Origin of the sequence: Sphingopyxis sp. P8, from assembly GCF_020622175.1 — a bacterium.
GTDB classification, from domain to species: domain Bacteria; phylum Pseudomonadota; class Alphaproteobacteria; order Sphingomonadales; family Sphingomonadaceae; genus Sphingopyxis; species Sphingopyxis jiangsuensis.
Window position 1 is genome coordinate 896,073 of record NZ_JACNMK010000002.1, and the last position, 16,426, is coordinate 912,498.

General features: G+C 67.2%; 23 protein-coding genes. 9 read left to right on the forward strand and 14 right to left on the reverse strand.

Annotation, left to right across the window (positions count from 1 at the left end):
• The first annotated feature begins 3 nt into the window (after window positions 1-3).
• From gspI to H7692_RS12750, 7 genes are read left to right on the forward strand one after another with little or no spacing between them, the layout of a single operon-like run.
• Window positions 4-366 carry a type II secretion system minor pseudopilin GspI gene (gene gspI / locus H7692_RS12720; RefSeq protein WP_222137057.1) on the forward strand — a complete coding sequence of 121 codons (363 nt, stop codon included), beginning with the start codon at window positions 4-6 and terminating at the stop codon, window positions 364-366.
• Entirely contained in the window at window positions 363-1,031 is a 669-nt protein-coding gene (gspJ, locus tag H7692_RS12725) for a type II secretion system minor pseudopilin GspJ (RefSeq protein WP_222137058.1), read from the forward strand. The genes gspI and gspJ overlap by 4 nt, the downstream gene beginning before the upstream one ends.
• A complete protein-coding gene (gene gspK, locus H7692_RS12730; RefSeq protein ID WP_222137059.1) occupies window positions 1,028-2,038 on the forward strand; it encodes a type II secretion system minor pseudopilin GspK in 1,011 nt (336 codons plus the stop codon). Before gspJ ends, gspK begins: the two co-directional genes overlap by 4 nt.
• Before the next feature lies 1 nt (window position 2,039).
• Entirely contained in the window at window positions 2,040-3,197 is a 1,158-nt protein-coding gene (gene gspL / locus H7692_RS12735; protein ID WP_201927962.1) for a type II secretion system protein GspL, read from the forward strand.
• A complete protein-coding gene (gene gspM, locus H7692_RS12740; RefSeq protein ID WP_201927961.1) occupies window positions 3,194-3,676 on the forward strand; it encodes a type II secretion system protein GspM in 483 nt (160 codons plus the stop codon). Before gspL ends, gspM begins: the two co-directional genes overlap by 4 nt.
• On the forward strand, window positions 3,673-4,389 hold the full coding sequence (gene gspN / locus H7692_RS12745; RefSeq protein ID WP_201927960.1) for a type II secretion system protein N: 717 nt from the start codon (window positions 3,673-3,675) through the stop codon (window positions 4,387-4,389). The genes gspM and gspN overlap by 4 nt, the downstream gene beginning before the upstream one ends.
• A gap of 2 nt (window positions 4,390-4,391) precedes the next feature.
• Window positions 4,392-5,162: a prepilin peptidase gene (locus H7692_RS12750; RefSeq protein WP_201927959.1), complete on the forward strand. Its 771-nt coding sequence runs from the start codon at window positions 4,392-4,394 to the stop codon at window positions 5,160-5,162.
• Here H7692_RS12750 and pal read toward each other — a convergent pair.
• From pal to ruvA, 9 genes are all read right to left on the reverse strand, one after another.
• On the reverse strand, window positions 5,149-5,661 hold the full coding sequence (gene pal, locus H7692_RS12755) for a peptidoglycan-associated lipoprotein Pal (protein ID WP_201927956.1): 513 nt from the start codon (window positions 5,659-5,661) through the stop codon (window positions 5,149-5,151). The genes H7692_RS12750 and pal overlap by 14 nt on opposite strands.
• Window positions 5,662-5,779: 118 nt before the next feature.
• Window positions 5,780-7,138, reverse strand: coding sequence for a Tol-Pal system beta propeller repeat protein TolB (gene tolB, locus H7692_RS12760; RefSeq protein WP_227340296.1), 1,359 nt, complete (start codon window positions 7,136-7,138; stop codon window positions 5,780-5,782).
• 5 nt (window positions 7,139-7,143) lie between these two features.
• Window positions 7,144-7,962, reverse strand: a complete 819-nt coding sequence (locus H7692_RS12765) for a hypothetical protein (protein ID WP_201927955.1) — start codon at window positions 7,960-7,962, stop codon at window positions 7,144-7,146.
• A gap of 9 nt (window positions 7,963-7,971) precedes the next feature.
• On the reverse strand, window positions 7,972-8,487 hold the full coding sequence (locus H7692_RS12770) for an ExbD/TolR family protein (RefSeq protein WP_201927954.1): 516 nt from the start codon (window positions 8,485-8,487) through the stop codon (window positions 7,972-7,974).
• Window positions 8,487-9,185, reverse strand: a complete 699-nt coding sequence (tolQ, locus tag H7692_RS12775) for a protein TolQ (protein ID WP_227340297.1) — start codon at window positions 9,183-9,185, stop codon at window positions 8,487-8,489. Before tolQ ends, H7692_RS12770 begins: the two co-directional genes overlap by 1 nt.
• Complete coding sequence (locus H7692_RS12780) at window positions 9,179-9,658, reverse strand: YbgC/FadM family acyl-CoA thioesterase (RefSeq protein ID WP_227340298.1); 480 nt, start codon at window positions 9,656-9,658, stop codon at window positions 9,179-9,181. Before H7692_RS12780 ends, tolQ begins: the two co-directional genes overlap by 7 nt.
• 122 nt (window positions 9,659-9,780) lie before the next feature.
• A complete protein-coding gene (ruvB, locus tag H7692_RS12785; protein WP_201927951.1) occupies window positions 9,781-10,806 on the reverse strand; it encodes a Holliday junction branch migration DNA helicase RuvB in 1,026 nt (341 codons plus the stop codon).
• Complete coding sequence (locus H7692_RS12790; protein ID WP_227340299.1) at window positions 10,799-11,101, reverse strand: antibiotic biosynthesis monooxygenase family protein; 303 nt, start codon at window positions 11,099-11,101, stop codon at window positions 10,799-10,801. Before H7692_RS12790 ends, ruvB begins: the two co-directional genes overlap by 8 nt.
• Complete coding sequence (ruvA, locus tag H7692_RS12795) at window positions 11,098-11,697, reverse strand: Holliday junction branch migration protein RuvA (RefSeq protein ID WP_227340300.1); 600 nt, start codon at window positions 11,695-11,697, stop codon at window positions 11,098-11,100. The genes H7692_RS12790 and ruvA overlap by 4 nt, the downstream gene beginning before the upstream one ends.
• 114 nt (window positions 11,698-11,811) lie before the next feature.
• Between ruvA and H7692_RS12800 the strand changes: the two genes are divergently transcribed.
• Window positions 11,812-12,306 carry a DUF305 domain-containing protein gene (locus H7692_RS12800; protein WP_222137065.1) on the forward strand — a complete coding sequence of 165 codons (495 nt, stop codon included), beginning with the start codon at window positions 11,812-11,814 and terminating at the stop codon, window positions 12,304-12,306.
• A gap of 15 nt (window positions 12,307-12,321) precedes the next feature.
• On the opposite strand, the gene ruvC is transcribed toward H7692_RS12800, so the two are convergent.
• The 5 genes from ruvC to H7692_RS12825 all read right to left on the reverse strand — a co-directional run bounded on the left by ruvC (window position 12,322) and on the right by H7692_RS12825 (window position 14,716).
• Window positions 12,322-12,795, reverse strand: a complete 474-nt coding sequence (gene ruvC, locus H7692_RS12805; RefSeq protein WP_227340301.1) for a crossover junction endodeoxyribonuclease RuvC — start codon at window positions 12,793-12,795, stop codon at window positions 12,322-12,324.
• Between the two features lie 139 nt (window positions 12,796-12,934).
• Window positions 12,935-13,681, reverse strand: coding sequence for a YebC/PmpR family DNA-binding transcriptional regulator (locus H7692_RS12810; protein WP_201927945.1), 747 nt, complete (start codon window positions 13,679-13,681; stop codon window positions 12,935-12,937).
• A gap of 55 nt (window positions 13,682-13,736) precedes the next feature.
• Window positions 13,737-14,054 carry a YbjQ family protein gene (locus tag H7692_RS12815; RefSeq protein WP_227340302.1) on the reverse strand — a complete coding sequence of 106 codons (318 nt, stop codon included), beginning with the start codon at window positions 14,052-14,054 and terminating at the stop codon, window positions 13,737-13,739.
• Between the two features lie 33 nt (window positions 14,055-14,087).
• Entirely contained in the window at window positions 14,088-14,330 is a 243-nt protein-coding gene (locus H7692_RS12820; protein WP_033075583.1) for a DUF2312 domain-containing protein, read from the reverse strand.
• Window positions 14,331-14,395: 65 nt separating this feature from the next.
• Window positions 14,396-14,716, reverse strand: coding sequence for a DUF1244 domain-containing protein (locus tag H7692_RS12825; RefSeq protein WP_227340303.1), 321 nt, complete (start codon window positions 14,714-14,716; stop codon window positions 14,396-14,398).
• Between the two features lie 102 nt (window positions 14,717-14,818).
• Between H7692_RS12825 and pyk the strand changes: the two genes are divergently transcribed.
• On the forward strand, window positions 14,819-16,273 hold the full coding sequence (gene pyk / locus H7692_RS12830; protein ID WP_201927942.1) for a pyruvate kinase: 1,455 nt from the start codon (window positions 14,819-14,821) through the stop codon (window positions 16,271-16,273).
• Window positions 16,274-16,426: the final 153 nt, after the last annotated feature.

A 16,426-nucleotide genomic window follows, 5' to 3' on the forward strand; every position in this document is an offset into this window, starting at 1 on the left:
CCTATGTCCTCGGGCGCTGCGGGGTTCACCCTGCTCGAAATGCTCGTTGCGCTCAGCATCATCAGCATCGCCGCGCTGACGCTCGTGCGGCTCGATGCCTATGCGGTGCGCACCGCCGGCGATCTCGACGAAAGCACGATCGCGGGCGTCGTCGCGCAGAACCGCGCGGTCGAGCTCTGGACCGACCCGGCACCGCCGACGATCGGCGCAAGTGCATCGTCGGTCACCAATGGCGGAAGGCAGTGGCGCATCGATCAGCGCGTCGCGCGCACCGCCGACGACAGCCTGCTTCGCATCGACCTGCTCGTCCGTCCGGCAGAGGGGCGCGGGCAGGCGGCGCTGACGATCATCCGGCCGGGCCGATGAGGCGATGTTTCCCATGGCGTCGCGGGGCCCCGGCTTCCGCCGGGGCGCACTGGCCGGACGGCCAGCGCGGCCTCACGCTGGTCGAAATGCTCGTCGCGCTGTCACTGTTTGCAGCGATTGCGGCGATGGGGGTCGGTCTGCTTCGCAGCAGCGTCGACACGCAGGACGCGGTGCAGGAGCGCCTGAAGGCGATGAGCGGCGTCAACCGGCTGCGAGCGGTAATGGCGAATGACCTTGCACAGGCGGTGCAGCGCTCGACGCGCGGGGCGTCGGGCGAGCCCGTGCCGGCCTTCATCGGGTCGTCGACGGGCTTCGCCTTTGTGCATTCGGGCGCTGCCAATTTCGACGGTATATCGCGTCCCGGCGTCGAGCGTGTCGGCTATGCGCTCAGCGGCAGCGAATGGCGGCGCGCGGCGCAGCCGATGCTCGACGGTGCGATGCTCGGCGCGGGCGACCCGTTGCTGCGCGACGTTGCATCGGTGCGGGTCCGCTATCGCGATGCGCTTGGTAATTGGGGCGATGGCTGGACCTCCGAACCGGGCGACCGGCTGCCGCTTGCGTTGGAGGTGCAGTTGACGCGGCCGGGACGTGCGCCCTTGACGATGCTGTTCCTCACCGCGCCGACTCCGCCCCCGCCGCCTGCGACGGTGGAGGAGGCACCATGACCCGCCTGACGCACGGCGACGAGCGCGGCGCGGCGCTGCTCAGCGTATTGTTGCTGGTCGCGGTGATGGCGGTGATTGCCGCAACCGCGCTCGACCGGTTGACGCTCGCGACGCGCATCGCCGGAAGCGCGTCGACGGTCGATCAGGGGCGCGCCTTTGCCTTCGCCGCCGAAGAGATTGCGCTGCGTCGCGTCGCCGACCTCGTCGGGCGCGACCGCACGCGGCTGACGCTCGCGGGCGGCTGGCTGGGACGCGAATTCGTGCTGCCGCTGCCCGGCGGCGAAGGACGCGCCCGGCTGACCGATGCCAGCAATTGCTTCAATCTCAACAGTCTGGCCGCCGAAACCGCGCCGGGGCGGCTCAGCCAACGGGTTGGCGCAATCCGCCAATTCACCGAGTTGATGACACTGCTCGGCATCGACCGCGGCCAGGCGATGGCGATTGCCGGGGCAAGCGCCGACTGGATCGACAGCGATTCGGTCGAAGGGCCGCTCGGCGCCGAGGACAGCGCCTATCGCACGACGTCGCCCGCTTATCTTCCCGCCAATCGCAAGATGGCCGATGTCAGCGAACTGCGCGCGGTGCGCGGCGTCACGCCGAAAATCTATGACCGCTTGCGCCCGTGGGTCTGCGTACTCCCGTTTGCCGAGCCGGTGCGGCTCAACGTCAATACGCTCGCGCCCGAACAGGCGCCGCTCGTCGCGATGCTGATGCCGGGCGAAATCGGCACTGCCGATGCTCGTGCAGCGCTGGCCCAGCGGCCCGCGGGCGGCTATGGCAGCAGCGTGCGATTCTGGCAGACGCGCGCGCTCGAGCGGTTCGACCCGCCCGACGATGTCGCCGAGCAGGCCGCCGTGACCAGCCGCTGGCTGGCATTGAGGACGAATGTGGTTCTGGGGGACGGGTTTTTGACGACGCATTCGCTGATCGACGCCAATGGCGGAGCACCCGTCGCCGGGTCCGCGCCGCCGGTTATCGTGCGTCGCAGTTGGGGCGAGAGCGACTGAGGTGACACGGACGCTGATTCTGTGGCTGCCCCCGCTGGCGGCGCTCGGCGACGGCGGCCGCGATGGCGGGGCTGCGCGCCCCGCCTGGCTGCGCGTCGATGACGGGGTCATCGTCGATTCGGGCCAGGACGATGGCTGGGCCGACGCGTGGGAACGCCCCGACGAGGACGCGGAGGACGAGCGTCTCGTCGCGATAGCCCCCGCCGCCGACGTCCCCGTTCGCTGGCTCGCCTATCCCGACGCGGCGCCCGCGCAGGCTGCGGCCGCGGCGCGTATCGATGCGCTGAAGTCCAGTCTCGGCGATCCCGCCACGCTCCATATTGCGGCGGGCGAACCCGCCGAAGCGGGGCAGGCGCTTCCCGTCGCCGCGACGACGCACGCGGCGATGCGAACATGGACCGACTGGCTGGCGTCGCAGGGACTTTCCGCGGCGGCCATCATTCCGGCGGCGGCGATCGTTCCGCCCCCCGAACCGGACAGCCTGTGGGCGGCCGAGCTTGGCGGCGAAACGATCATCCGGAGCGTCGACCGTGCCTTTCGCTCGGACCCCGAAATCGATGCGCTGATCGGCGGCGACCGCGCGATTGTCCCCCTCGATGCCGATCTGGTCCGCGAGGCGCTTCTCCTGTCGGTAACCGCCCCGCCGCTCGACCTGCTGGCCGGGGCGTGGAAGCCGAAAAGGCGCCTCGCAATCGATCCCGCATTGCTGCGGCTCGGCAAGCGGTTGCTTATCGCGTTGCTCGTCGTCAGCCTGGCCGTTCCGCTGGTTCACGCGGTTCGCCTGATGACGGACACAAGGCGCGCCGACGATGCTGCGGTTGCGACAGCGGCCGAGGCGGGGATCGACGCCCCCGACGCCGAGGCCGCCGAAGCTGAACTCGATCGCCGGCTCGCGGCGGCGGGCGGCGGGCCACTCGCCTTCTCTGTCCCGGCCTCGGCGCTTTACGACGCGATGGCGGACGCGCCCGGCGTGTCGCTCAAGACGCTGTCGCACCGCACCGACGGCACATTGACGACGACGCTCGCCGCGCCGCGCGTCGAGGACATCAATGCGGTGCTCATTGCCGTGCAGGCGCGCGGCTACCGCGTCACGGCGCAGCCGATGGCGGGAACCGACGGCCAGCAGATGGCCAATATTACGGTGCGGGCGGTGCCATGATCGAAACGGTCAAAAACTGGTGGTCGAGCCTGTCTCGACGCGAACAATGGCTCGTCGCGATAGCGGGGGCGCTGGCCGTTGCCGTGATCGCTTGGGCGCTCGGACGCCCCGCCGTCGCGGCATTTGCCGATCTGGATAGCCGGCACCGCGCCGCACTCGAGCGCGAAGGGCGCGTCGCAGCAAAGGTCAAACTCCTCGCAGAGCCTTCGACGGGCGCGGCCGCACTCACGGCGAGCGCGGTCGCCATCGATCAATATCTGTCACAATCGGCGGGCGAAATCGGGCTGACGCTCGACCGCAACGAGGCGCGCGGTGCCGATCAGGCGACGATAGCGATCGCCACGGCAAAGGCGCCAGTCCTGACCGATTGGCTCGCGGCGCTAGAGGGGCAGGGGTTCGTCGTCGACCAGCTCACCATCACGCCCGCCGCCGACGGGACGGTGGGCATGACCGCCGAACTCAGGAGGGGCGGACGATGAGCGCGCGGCGCCGCTGGATCGCTGCTGCGGCAGCATTGGCACTATTGCTCGGAATCGCGACCTTTCCGATGCGCCTCGCGCTCGCATTGTCGGGCGCAGATGACGCGGGCATCAGCGCGCGCACGGTGCGCGGCTCGATCTGGGCGGGCGAACTGGTCGAGGCGCGGCTCGGCGCGCTGCCGCTCGGGACGGTCGAGGCGAGCCTGTCGCCGCTCGCCCTGCTTGGCGGACGTACCGAACTTGCATTCGCGCGCGCCGACGAAAGGCTCGGGGCATTGTCGGGGCGTTTGCACGGCGGCGGCGAGCGCGGCCTGTCCGATGTCAACGGCACGGCTCTCTTTGCCGGCGGCCTTGGAGCAATCCCGGTCGATACGGTCGGCTTCGAAGGTGCGGCGGTGCGCTTCGATCGCGCGGGCAAATGCGTCGCGGCGAGCGGCCGCATCGCGTTGTCGGTCGCCGCGCCGATTGCCGGACTCGACCTGTCGCGCGGCCTGGCGGGACCGCTCTCCTGTGCGGGCGGGCGCGCACAGGCGGCGCTGAGCAGCCAGTCGGGAATGGAACGGCTGACGATTTCCTTTGGTGCAGACGGCGCCTATCGCGCGCAGCTTGCCATCGATGCAGGCGGCGATCCGGCGATGGCGTCGGCGCTTGCCGCGATGGGCTTCAAGGCCGGTTCGGGCGGCTTCATGCTGGCGACTTCGGGCCGCTTCTGACCATGACCGCCATCGACGCCTTGCCATGGGGCGCAGGCGTCGCGCTCGCCGGACTGTTGGGTGCGGTCCTCGGCAGCTTTATCGCGACGCTTGTGCTGCGCTGGCCAGAGGGGCAATCGCTCGCCGGGCGGTCACGCTGCGATGCGTGCGCCAGGCCCGTTGGCGCGCGCGATCTCGTTCCGCTCGTGTCGGCTTTGATATTGCGCGGCGGCTGCCGCCACTGCGGCGCGGCTATCGATCGCTTTCACGGCAGCGTCGAGCTGGCGGCGGCGCTGATCGGCGCGGGCGCCTTGGCGTTGCTGCCGGGCGTGCAGGGTTGGATCTGGGCCGTGTTCGGCTGGCTGCTGTTGCCGCTCGCCTTGCTCGACGCGCGCCATTTCTGGCTGCCCGATCGGCTCAACCTGCTGCTGGCGATAGCGGGAATCCTGCTCGCCGGCCCGCTGTTGGACACCGGCCTGCTCGACCGCTGGATCGCCGCTCTCGTTGGTGGGGGCGTGCTCGCGCTGGTCGCATGGCTCTATCGCAAGCGTCGCGGGGCGACGGGGATGGGCGGCGGTGACCCAAAGCTTGTCGCGGCAATCGGCGCATGGACCGGCTGGCAGGCGCTGCCGCTGGTCCTGCTTCTCGCCAGCTTGGGCGGGATCGCGTGGGCGCTCATCGCTCAAGGAAAAGGGGACCAGCCGCTCCGCGAGCGACGGGTCCCCTTCGGTGTTTTCGCGTGCGCCGCGGCGTGGACCGCGGTGCCGCTGTGGCTGCTGATCAGCGTCCGATAACGACCGTCACCGCGCGGCGGTTCTGCGCCCAGGCTTCCTCGTTCGATCCGATCGCTGCGGGACGTTCCTTGCCATAGCTGATGACCTGGATGCGGTTCGGGTCGACGCCCAGCGACGCGAGATAATTCTTCGCGGCGTTGGCGCGGCGTTCGCCGAGTGCGATGTTGTAATCGCGCGTGCCGCGTTCGTCGGCATGGCCTTCGAGCGTGACGCGGACCGCGGGGTTGCGCTGCAGCCATTGCGCCTGGCTGCGCAGCGTCGCCTGATCTTCGGCATCGACATTATACTGGTCGTAATCGAAGAAAATGCGGTCCGACGAGATATTGGCGATGAAGTCGGCCTGCGATCCGGGAACGACCCCGGTATCGGTGCCGGTGCCCGTGTCGGTGCCCGTGCCCTCGGGCGCGGGGGGAAGCGTGTCGGGAGCTTTCTTGGCGCACGCGCCAACCGAAAGCATCGTGATCGCAGCAATCATTGCGGTGGTTTTGCGTATCGTCATGACGTTTGTCCTCTTCTTGTTGTCTTCATCTGTTCCGTGGCTCTCGCCGATGAATCCAATATGAACGCCTCATCTGAACCCCACGGAAATCCTTTGGTTCCGCCTGATATGCAGCGGATCAGGGCAGCACCGGCCCCCAACTCGGGTCCGATCCGTCCTGCGGTGTCGGCAGGCGGCGCAGGTTTACGCCGGTCAGGTCGACCTGCCACAGGCTCGACTTGCCGTCGCGCCCCGGCGAGGTTCGGAAGAACTGGATGACGCGCCCGTTCGGCGACCAGGTCGGCGCTTCGTCCTGCCAACTGTTGGTGAGCAAGCGCACCCCGCCGCCGCTCGGCGTCATGACGCCGACGCGAAACTCGCCGCCGCCGATGCGCGTGAAGGCGATCAGGTCGCCGCGCGGCGACCATTCGGGGGTCGCATAGCGCCCGCCGCCAAAGCTGATCCGCCGCTGGTCCGATCCGTCGATATTCATCGTATAGATTTGCTGGCTTCCCGAGCGGTCGCTTTCAAACACGATCTTGCGCCCGTCGGGAGAGAAGCTGCCGCCGACGTCGATTCCCGGCGCGTTGGTCAGTCGCACCGGCGTGCCGCCGTCGGCCGACACGCGATAGATGTCGGTGTTGCCGCCGACCGCCATCGAAAAGAGGATCTGGCGCCCGTCGGGCGACCAGCGCGGCGCAAAAGTCGCATTGCCGCTTTCGGTCACCAGCTTCTGCGAGCCGCTGGCTATGTCATAGATGAAAACACGCACGCGGTCGTTCAAATAGCTGACGTAAACGATCTTCTTGTAATCGGGCGAGAAACGCGGGCTGATCGCCAGCGCCTGACCGTTGGTGATGAAACGGTGATTGCCGCCATCGGAGTCCATGATCGCGAGCCGCTTGATGCGGTTCCCCTTGGGGCCGCTCTCGGCGATATAGGCGACGCGGCTGTCGAAGAAGGGTGCCTCGCCCGACAGGCGCGAATAGATGGCGTCGGCGCATTTGTGCGCGGCGCGGCGCCAGTCGGCGGGCTGGATCTCGAACCCCTGCCGCACCAGCTCGCTGCCGAGCTGCGTGTCATAAAGATAGCATCCGACGACAAAGCCGCCCGTACCGCTTGCCTGCACAAAGCCGTGAACGACATTTTCGGCGTTGCGCGCCTGCCAATCTGCGAAACGCGGCGCCCGCACCTCGCCCATGGTAATCGCACGGACGCTGCCCGGACCCAGCGGCGCATAAAGGCCACTGCGTTCGAGGTCGGCGGCGATCACTTCGGCAATCTGGCGGCCCAGGCTGTCGGTGCGCAGCCCCGCAACCGTCGCAACCTGCGGCGTTGCGAGCGCAGGGATCGCGATGACGGTGCGGTCTTGCGACAACTCGCCCTCGATCGTCTCGCGCGGCGTGGCAGGCGCGGGATCGGCGGGGGGTGGCGTCTGCGCGAGCGCCGACGCGGTGGTTAGCATCAGGGTGAGCGAGAAGAGGGTGGGACGCAGCATGGAACCTACCTTTTGATGAAGTCGAGCGTGTAATTCTGCCAGAAGCTGTAATTGTCCTCGGGCAGGTCGAAGGGCGCCGCCAGTTCGATCGCGCGCTTGGCGCATTCCTGGTGGCGCTGAATCTGGAAACGGTTGCTGTCGTTCTCGCCGCTCGTCTCGACGCTGGTAAAGCCGGCGAGCGCGCCCGACTCGCTCAGGCGGAATCTCACAACGGTCTTGAGTTGATCGACGTCGACTCCCGACACACGGCAGCTGTTCCAGCGCGGGCCGACCGCCGCCTTGATGCTGACGTCGATCGAGCGGCGAACCTCTGCGGCGGTGGCCGCAGCGGGCGCGCCCTTGCTCGATGCGCTTTTCGGCGGCGTTTTCGACAAGCCTTCCGCGATGCCGTCGAGGCGCCCGGTCGGTCGCGTCGGACGATCCTTGGCGGGCGTGCTCTTGGGTGACGCCTTGGGCGGGGCCTTTTCGGCGGCGGGCGGCTGCTTTCGTGGCGGTGCGGGCCGCGACACCTGTTTGGGCGACGGCGCCGGGTCGGGGCGGACGATGGGGTCGGGGACCGGCGGCGCGGGCGTCGGTTCGGGCGCTGCAATATCGTCGGCGAGTTCGTCGCCGAGCCGCGCGGCGGGCGGATTGTCGCTGAGCACCGGCGCCGTTGACTGCACCGCCGTTTCGGCGATCAGGTCGACCTCCATCGGCGGATTGTCGAAGCGGCGCTCGCCTGCGGTCCATTGCACCGACAACAGGCCAACGAGGACGACATGCAGCGCCACCGCGATGGCGATGCCCGTTCGTTCACTCCCCTGTCGTGGTGCGTCTGCAACCATGGTGCCAGCCTATTCCGCGCTGCCTGAACCGTCGGTGACCGTTTCGGCGCTCGCGGTTGGCGCGGCTTCGGCATTGGCGCCCGTTGTCACCAGCGCAATGCGCGTCAGCCCGGCGCGGTTGAGCTCGCCCATGATCCGCATCACCCGGCCATATTCAAGGCCCTTGTCGGCGCGCAGCATGATCTGGCGCGGCCGCTCGCCGTCGCGCTGTTCGCGCGCGATCGCGTCGAGACGCGCGGGAAGCTCGGCCTCCGGCACGATGTCCTCGCCGATATAGACGGTGTCGTCGGCTCCGATCGATAGTTGGACCGGCTCCTGTTCTTCGGTCTCGACCGGCTTGGCGCGGCTTTCGGGAAGGTCGATGGGAACGGCCGAGGCGAGCAAGGGCGCGGTGATCATGAAGATGATGAGCAGCACGAGCATCACGTCGACGAGCGGCGTGACGTTGATTTCGGACATCGGCGCGCGCCGTCCGCCGCGCCCGCGGCGTCCGCCGATGCCGCCTGAGGGGCCGGTCATCGCCATCAGGCGTCGACCTCCAGCTCGCGGCTGAAGGTGGCGTGAAGCCCGTCGGCAAAGCGCCCGAGCCGCGATTCGAGCCGGTTCAGCCGCTGCGAGAAGGCGTTATAGGCGATGACCGCAGGGATCGCGGCGAACAGGCCGATCGCGGTCGCGAACAGCGCCTCGGCAATGCCGGGCGCGACGACCGCCAGGCTGCTGTTGTTCGACGCCGCGATCGCAGTGAAGCTGCGCATGATCCCCCACACGGTACCGAACAGCCCGACGAAGGGTGCAACCGACCCGATGGTGGCGAGCGCGCCGATCTTTTCGGCGAGTCGGTCAACCTCGGCCGCAACCGCGCTGTTCATCGCGATGCCAAGCCGTTCGCGCGTACCGTCGCGGTCGACTGCCTTGCCGGCGGTCGAACGGCGCCATTCCGAAATTCCCGCCGCGAGCACCTTGGCACTCGGCAGTTCCTCGCGGCCATTCTCGTCATAGAATTTGTCGATATTGCCCGCGCGCCAGAAATCGCGCTCGAACCGCTCCGACGCGCCGATCAGGCGGCCGACGCCGGTGCCGTGGGTGAAGATGACGGCCCAGACATAGATGCTGGCGAGCAGCAGCCCGATCATCACCGCCTTCACGATCCAGTCGGCCTGCAGGAACAGGGCGATGGGGGACAGGGTCGCCGCGTCGGCGGCCAGCGAGATATTGTCTAGCAAGGGGAGGTCTCTCCATTCATGATCGCGGTGAATCTTTCGGCCCATCCCGCGGGCTGGCGACGCGGCCGGCCTTCGGGGGACAGAAATGCGGCGGTGACGCGGCCCTCGGTAAGCGTTTCGCAGCTTAACGTATCATGACCGCGAAGGATGCGCTGCGCGATGACAACGCTTGCACCGCGCACTGCCTCGACCTCGCTCACGACGAGCAGGTCGTCGTCGAGCCTGGCCGGGCGGCGATATTTGATCGCGAGGTCGGTGACCGCCCAGGCGCCATCGCCCGCCTCCATCGCCGCGCGCTGGTCGATCCCGGCAAGCCGCAGCATGTCCGACCGCGCGCGTTCCATATAGCGCAGATAATTGGCGTGATAGACGATGCCGCTGAGGTCGGTATCCTCGAAATAGATGCGCACGCGGTACCGATGTTCGGCCCCGACGAAGGCGCCGGGCACGAAGGGGGGCGGGGCGTTTACCATCGTGGAGAGCGATAGCCGCGCTTCGACTCGTCGCAAAGCCCTCATAGACGGCTCGTCGCAGATGAGGGCCGCTTGGTGGAGGGCATAAACTCGTCGCCCCCGCCTTCGCGGGGGCGACGGGATCATTTGTCGAACAGCCCGTCCTGCGACCCCGCGGGCGGGTTGAGTCCCAGATGCTTCCATGCGCTGGCGTTGAGCGTGCGGCCGCGTGCGGTGCGCGCGATCAGCCCGATCTGCAGGAGATAGGGTTCGATCACATCCTCGATCGTGTCGCGTGGTTCCGACAATCCCGCCGCGAGCGTTTCGACCCCGACCGGGCCGCCACGATAGATGTCGGCGATCATCGTAAGGTAGCGCCGGTCCATCGCGTCGAGGCCGAGCGCGTCGACCTCCAGCCGGTTGAGCGCGGCGTCGGCGGTCTTTGCATCGACGACGTCATGCCCCGCCACGGTCGCGAAATCGCGCACGCGGCGCAGCAGGCGTCCCGCGATGCGCGGCGTCCCGCGCGCGCGCCGCGCAATCTCGAGCGCCCCGTCGGGCGCAATACCGAGGCCGAGCAGCCTCGCGGCGCGCCCGATCACCTGCTCAAGCTCGGCATGGGTGTAGAAATTGAGCCGCACGGGGATACCGAAACGGTCGCGCAGCGGCGTCGTCAGCAACCCCTGCCGCGTCGTCGCGCCGACGAGGGTGAATTTGGGAAGGTCGATGCGTACGCTGCGCGCCGACGGTCCCTCGCCGATCATGATGTCGAGCGCGCGGTCCTCCATCGCCGGATAGAGGATTTCTTCGACCGCGGGCGACAGGCGGTGGATTTCGTCGATGAACAGGACGTCGCCGTCCTCCAGATTGGTGAGCAGCGCGGCGAGGTCGCCCGCCTTGGCGATAATCGGTCCCGAGGTCGAGCGAAAGCCGACGCCCAGCTCCTTGGCGACGATCTGCGCGAGCGTCGTCTTGCCGAGCCCCGGCGGGCCGAAAAAGAGCACATGGTCGAGCGCATCGCCGCGCGCCTTCGCCGCCTCGATGAAAACCCGCAAATTCTCGCGCGCCGCTGCCTGCCCGACAAATTCTGCGAGCGACTTGGGCCGCAGTGCCGCATCGGCATCCTCGGCGGTGCGGATTGGGGTGGTGAGGTCGACGGGCTCAGACATGGTGGTAGGCGCCGATGCGCCTTTCCGTCGCCGCAAGCCCGTCGAAGCTGGCATCGAGTGCCGCATAGGGAATGGCATGTTCGCTTTTGAAACGATCGAAGGCCTGCGGCGATGCCCAACGGTCAATCGTCAGATAGACACCGGGCTGCTCGGCATCCTTGAGCAGTTGGGTTTCGATAAATCCTTCGGCTTGAGCAAACAATGCCGCCCAGGGGCCGTCGGGGCGATAGCCTGCCTCGAAAGCTTCGCAATTGTCGGGCGCGACGGTAAATTGCCAGATGATCGAATGGCTCATTTCGCCGCCTTTTTCAGCGCCACGCGCACCAGCGCATCCAAATTCGCGCCTGCGCCCAACTCCTCGCTCGCTGCGGCAACCGCGGCGCTCGCTTCGCCGGGCTTGAAGCCGAGACCGGTGAGCGCCGAGATGGCGTCGCCGAGCGGGCCGCCGACCGGCAGGCTGGTGACGCTGCCGCCCGCGATCCCGCCGAGCGCGCCCGCCTTGTCCTTCAGTTCGTGCGCGATGCGCTGCGCGAGTTTCGGGCCGACACCATTGGCGCGCGCGATCATCGCGCTGTCGCCGCTCGCGAGCGCGCGCTGAAGGTCGGCGACCTCGAGCGCGGAGAGGATCGCGAGCGCGACCTTGGCGCCGACGCCCTGGACGCTGGTGAGCAGGCGGAACCAGTCGCGTTCCTCGGCGCGCGCAAAGCCCAGAAGACGCAGGAAATCCTCGCCGACGAGCATTTCGGTGTGAATGGTGACGTCGCTGCCCACCGCGCCGAGCGCGTCGAGCGTGCGCGCCGACGCCTCGACCAGATAGCCGACGCCGCCGACGTCGATCACCGCATGGCCTGCGCCGCTGCTGTCGAGCCGTCCGGTGAGTTTCGCGATCATGCCCCCGTGCGTAGCGCGGTGGGAATGAAAAGGGAACAGATTTGGCGGTGCCCTCGGGCGAACCTTTCGCGCCCCTCGCGGGTTCGAACAGGGACAAACAGGAAAGGAAGCCCCATGAGCTATCGACGCTTCGCCGCGATGATCGCGACTTCGACGCTGGTCATGTTCATCCTCATGTACCTCAACAGCTATGCGCTCGACCATCAATTTTACAGCCAGACGCGCACCTGGATGGCGCTGCTGATGGGGGCGACGATGGCGGTGATCATGCTGGGCTTCATGTGGAGCATGTACGACGGGCAGCGCACCAAGGTCGCGATCGTCGCGGGCGCGCTGATTGTCGGCGCCGGGTCGCTGTGGTTCGTGCGCAGCCAGGCGACGGTCGGCGATATTTCCTATATGAAAGCGATGATCCCGCACCATTCGATCGCCATCCTGACGAGCAGCCGGGCGCACATCCGCGACCCGCGCGTGCGCGAACTCGCCGACGAGATCATCAAGGCGCAGGTGCGCGAGATCGACGAGATGAAGAGGCTGATCGCCGATATCGAAGCCAATCCGATCCCCGACGACGCCCCCGACCTGCCGCCGGCAAAAGCAGCTTCCTGATCGAACCGATGCCGGTCAGGCGCGCGGCCGATGGTTGGCGTGGCAGATCGCCACCGCCAGCGCATCGGCGGCGTCGGCTCCCGCGACCTTGGCGCCGGGGAGGAGTATGCGCAGCATTGCCTGTACCTGCTCTTTCGCCGCGCCGCCGGTGCCGACAACCGCTTTCTTGACGAGGCGCGGAGCATATTCGGCTACCGGCAGGCCGCCGCGCGCGCAGGCGAGCAGCGCGACGCCGCGTGCGTGGGCGAGCTTCAGCGTCGATTGCGGATTGTCGTTGACGAAGACTTCCTCGACCGCGGCGTGGGTCGGCACATGGTCGGCGATCACGGCGGCGAGCACCGTGTCGAGATGCGCAAGGCGGTCGGGCAGCAGGGCCTTGGCGTCGGTCTTGACCTGACCGTTGGCGATATGGCTGATTCGGCTGCTCTCGACGCGAATGACGCCCCAGCCGGTGCAACTGAGCGACGGATCGAGGCCGAGGATGATCATCGAAAAATCCTCCCGGGAACGGGGAGGGGGACCGCGAAGCGGTGGAGGGGGCACGCGGTTTCGAGCGGCGCTAAAGGCCGCACCCCCCCTCCGTCAGCGCTTCGCGCTGCCACCTCCCCACAAGTGGGGAGGATTGGGTTCAACCCAGTTTCTCCATCACCGCGTCGGGGATGTCGTAATTGCCCCAGACGGTCTGGACGTCGTCGTCGTCGTCGAGCGTGTCGATCAGCTTGAACAATGTCTGCGCGGTCGCCTCGTCGGCGACTTCGCTTTTCAGCGTAGGGCGCCACGCGAGCTTGACGCCCTCGGCTTCGCCAAGCTTGGCCTCAAGGGCTTTCGCGACTTCGTGCAGGCTATCGACGCTGGTCCAGATTTCGTGGCCGTCATCGGACGATTCGACGTCGTCGGCGCCCGCGTCGAGCGCGGCTTCGAACACCGTGTCGGCGTCGCCCGCGCTTGCCGCATAGCTGATCATGCCAAGGCGGTCGAAACCGTGGCTGACGCTGCCCGATGTGCCGAGATTGCCGCCATTCTTGCTGAAGGCGGTGCGGACGTTGGTCGCGGTGCGGTTGCGGTTGTCGGTCAGCGCCTCGACGATCAGCGACACGCCGCCGGGGCCATAGCCTTCGTAGCGGATTTCCTCGTAATTCTCGCCGTCGCCGCCGCTCGCCTTGTCGATCGCGCGCTGGATATTGTCCTTTGGCATCGACTGCGCCTTGGCGGCGTTGACCGCGGCGCGCAGGCGCGCGTTGGCGTCGGGATCGGGCAAACCCATCTTGGCCGCCACGGTGATTTCGCGGCTCAGCTTCGAAAAGAGGCTGCTGCGCTTTTTGTCCTGTGCACCCTTGCGGTGCATGATGTTCTTGAATTTACTATGGCCGGCCACGGCCTACCTCCATCAACGGGATAATCTGGCGTCGCCCCTAGCGCGGCGAGCCGTTTCAGACAACCACGGCGGTTCCCGACGCGCTGACCATCAGCATCGAGCCGTTCTGGCCGAGGACTTCATAGTCGAGGTCGACGCCGATCACGGCATTGCCGCCGAGCCGCACCGCTTCGCCCTCCATTTCGGCAATCGCCTGTTTGCGCGCGCGGGCGAGGACGTCCTCATATTTGCCCGAGCGGCCGCCGACGATGTCGGTGATGCTGGCGAACAGATCGCGGAACAGATTGGCGCCGACGATTACTTCGCCGGTGACGATGCCCAGATATTCGCGGACCGGATGGCCTTCGATCGCATTGGTCGTGGTGCTGATCATCGTCATTCTCCCTGCTGGATATCGGCGGCGGTGTCAGGCGATTCCGAGCGCCGATTTATACACGTCGAGGATCGCTTCCATTTCCTTGCGGTCGTGCGGCGGCATTTTGCGCAGGCGCACGATCTGGCGCATGATCTTGGGGTCATAACCCTGCGACTTGGCCTCCAGATACACGTCGCGGATATCGTCGGCGATGCCCTTTTTCTCTTCCTCCAGACGCTCGATACGCTCGATGAACAGGCGCAATTGTTCGTCGGACACGGTGGCTTCGCTCATTTTTCACTCCGCTGGATTGGATTGGGATGGCGAAGAGAATCGCCTTGGCCGCTCACCTAGCGGCCTCAAGGATTCTTCGCCATGCTTTCTTCCATCCGGGCAAGCTGTTCGGGGGTGGCGGGGGTGTGATGGCGCGCCTTCCATTCGGAGGTCGGCATGCCGTGGACGATTGCGCGGCCGCTCTCCTTGTCCATGTCTCCCGCTTCGGCGATCCAGTCGCCGAGGCAGTTGCGGCAAAATCCCGCGAGTCCCATCAGGTCGATGTTGGCTGCATCGTGGCGGTGCCGGAGCAGGCGGACGAGCCGGCGGAAGGCAGCCGCCGCGACCGCATCGTCGAGGCTGTCGAGCGCATCGCCGGTCGCCAAAGGGTCGTCGCTGCATGACATGGGGTTTCTCCGTTCGTTGATGAATAGCTATACGGCGGTTGCACTGGCGCGCGCGGCGCGCCATGCGGTCGCCATAACCAAAGATGACATAGCGGAGCAATCGTGGTCCAGAGCTTTACCCCCCGCCAGCGCAAGGTACGTATTCTGGCGACGCTTGGCCCCGCCAGCGCGAACCCCGAAATGATCGCGGCGCTGCACCGCGCGGGCGCCGATGCCTTCCGCGTCAATATGAGCCACGGCGACCATGCGGGCCATGCCAGGGTCATCGCGGCGATCCGCGCGCTCGAAAAGGAGACGGGGCGCCCGACGACGATCCTCGTCGACCTGCAAGGGCCGAAGCTGCGAGTCGGAGCGTTCAAGGATGGACCCGTCGAGCTGGCCAAAGGCGCGCCGTTCGTCCTGGACGCCGACAAGGCGGCAGGTGATGCGACGCGCGTTCACTTGCCCCACCCCGAACTGTTTGCAGCGCTCGAACCCGATACCCGGCTGCTGATCGACGACGGCAAGCTGGTGCTGCGCGTTCAAAGCGTCAGCGCCGACCGCATCGAAACGACGGTCGAGGTTGGCGGCAAGATTTCGGATCGCAAGGGCGTAAACGTTCCCGACGTCGTCGTGCCGCTCGCCGCGCTCACCGAAAAGGATCGCAAGGACCTCGCCTTCGCGCTCGAACAGAATGTCGACTGGGTTGCGCTGTCCTTTGTACAGCGCCCCGAGGACGTTGCCGAGGCGCGCCGCCTGATCGGCGGCAAGGCGGCGTTGCTGGTCAAGTTCGAAAAGCCTTCGGGGGTGCAGCGGCTGGAGGAAATCCTCGAGATCGCCGATGCGGCGATGGTCGCGCGCGGCGACCTTGGCGTCGAACTGCCGCCAGAGGCGGTGCCGCCGCTGCAAAAACGGATCGTCGCGACCGCGCGCCGCATGGGCAAGCCCGTCGTCGTCGCGACGCAGATGCTCGAATCGATGATCGTCTCGCCCTCGCCGACGCGCGCCGAGGTGTCCGACGTCGCGACCGCGGTCTATGACGGCGCCGACGCGATCATGCTGTCGGCCGAAACCGCCGCGGGCGCTTGGCCGGTCGAAGCGGTGACGATGATGGATTCGATCGCGCGCTCGGTCGAGAGCGACCCCGACTATTTCCGGCGCCTGCATTTCACCGAAACCGCACCCGACGCGACGACCGCCGATGCGCTCGCGGAAGCGGCGGGGAGCATCATCGGGACGATCGGCGCCGACGCGATCATCTGTTTCACCGCATCGGGGTCGACCGCACGCCGCGTTGCGCGCGAGCGGCCGGGCGCGCCGCTGCTCGTGCTGACGCCGCGCAAGGAGGCGGCGCGGCGCATGGGGCTGCTGTGGGGCGCGCACGCCGTTTCGACGCGCGACATCGACAGCTTTGAGGAGATGATCGCCAAGGGCAAGCGCATGGCGCTGCGCCACCGGATCGGAAAAGCGGGGTCGAAACTGGTGATGATGGCCGGCGTTCCGTTCGGCACGCCGGGGTCGACGAACGTGCTTCACGTCGCCACGCTGACCGGCGACGAGCTCAAGGGTTACGCCTGAACGATTCAAAACGGCACAAAAGTTACCGGGCGATTCAGAAAATTTTCGAACTGATTCAGTCCGGGACGTGTAAAAATGGTAAACGGACTTTGCACCATTGACGCTGCACGGCATATTCGGTGCAATTAGCCGGTCGCTCCCGCGTTGGGGGAT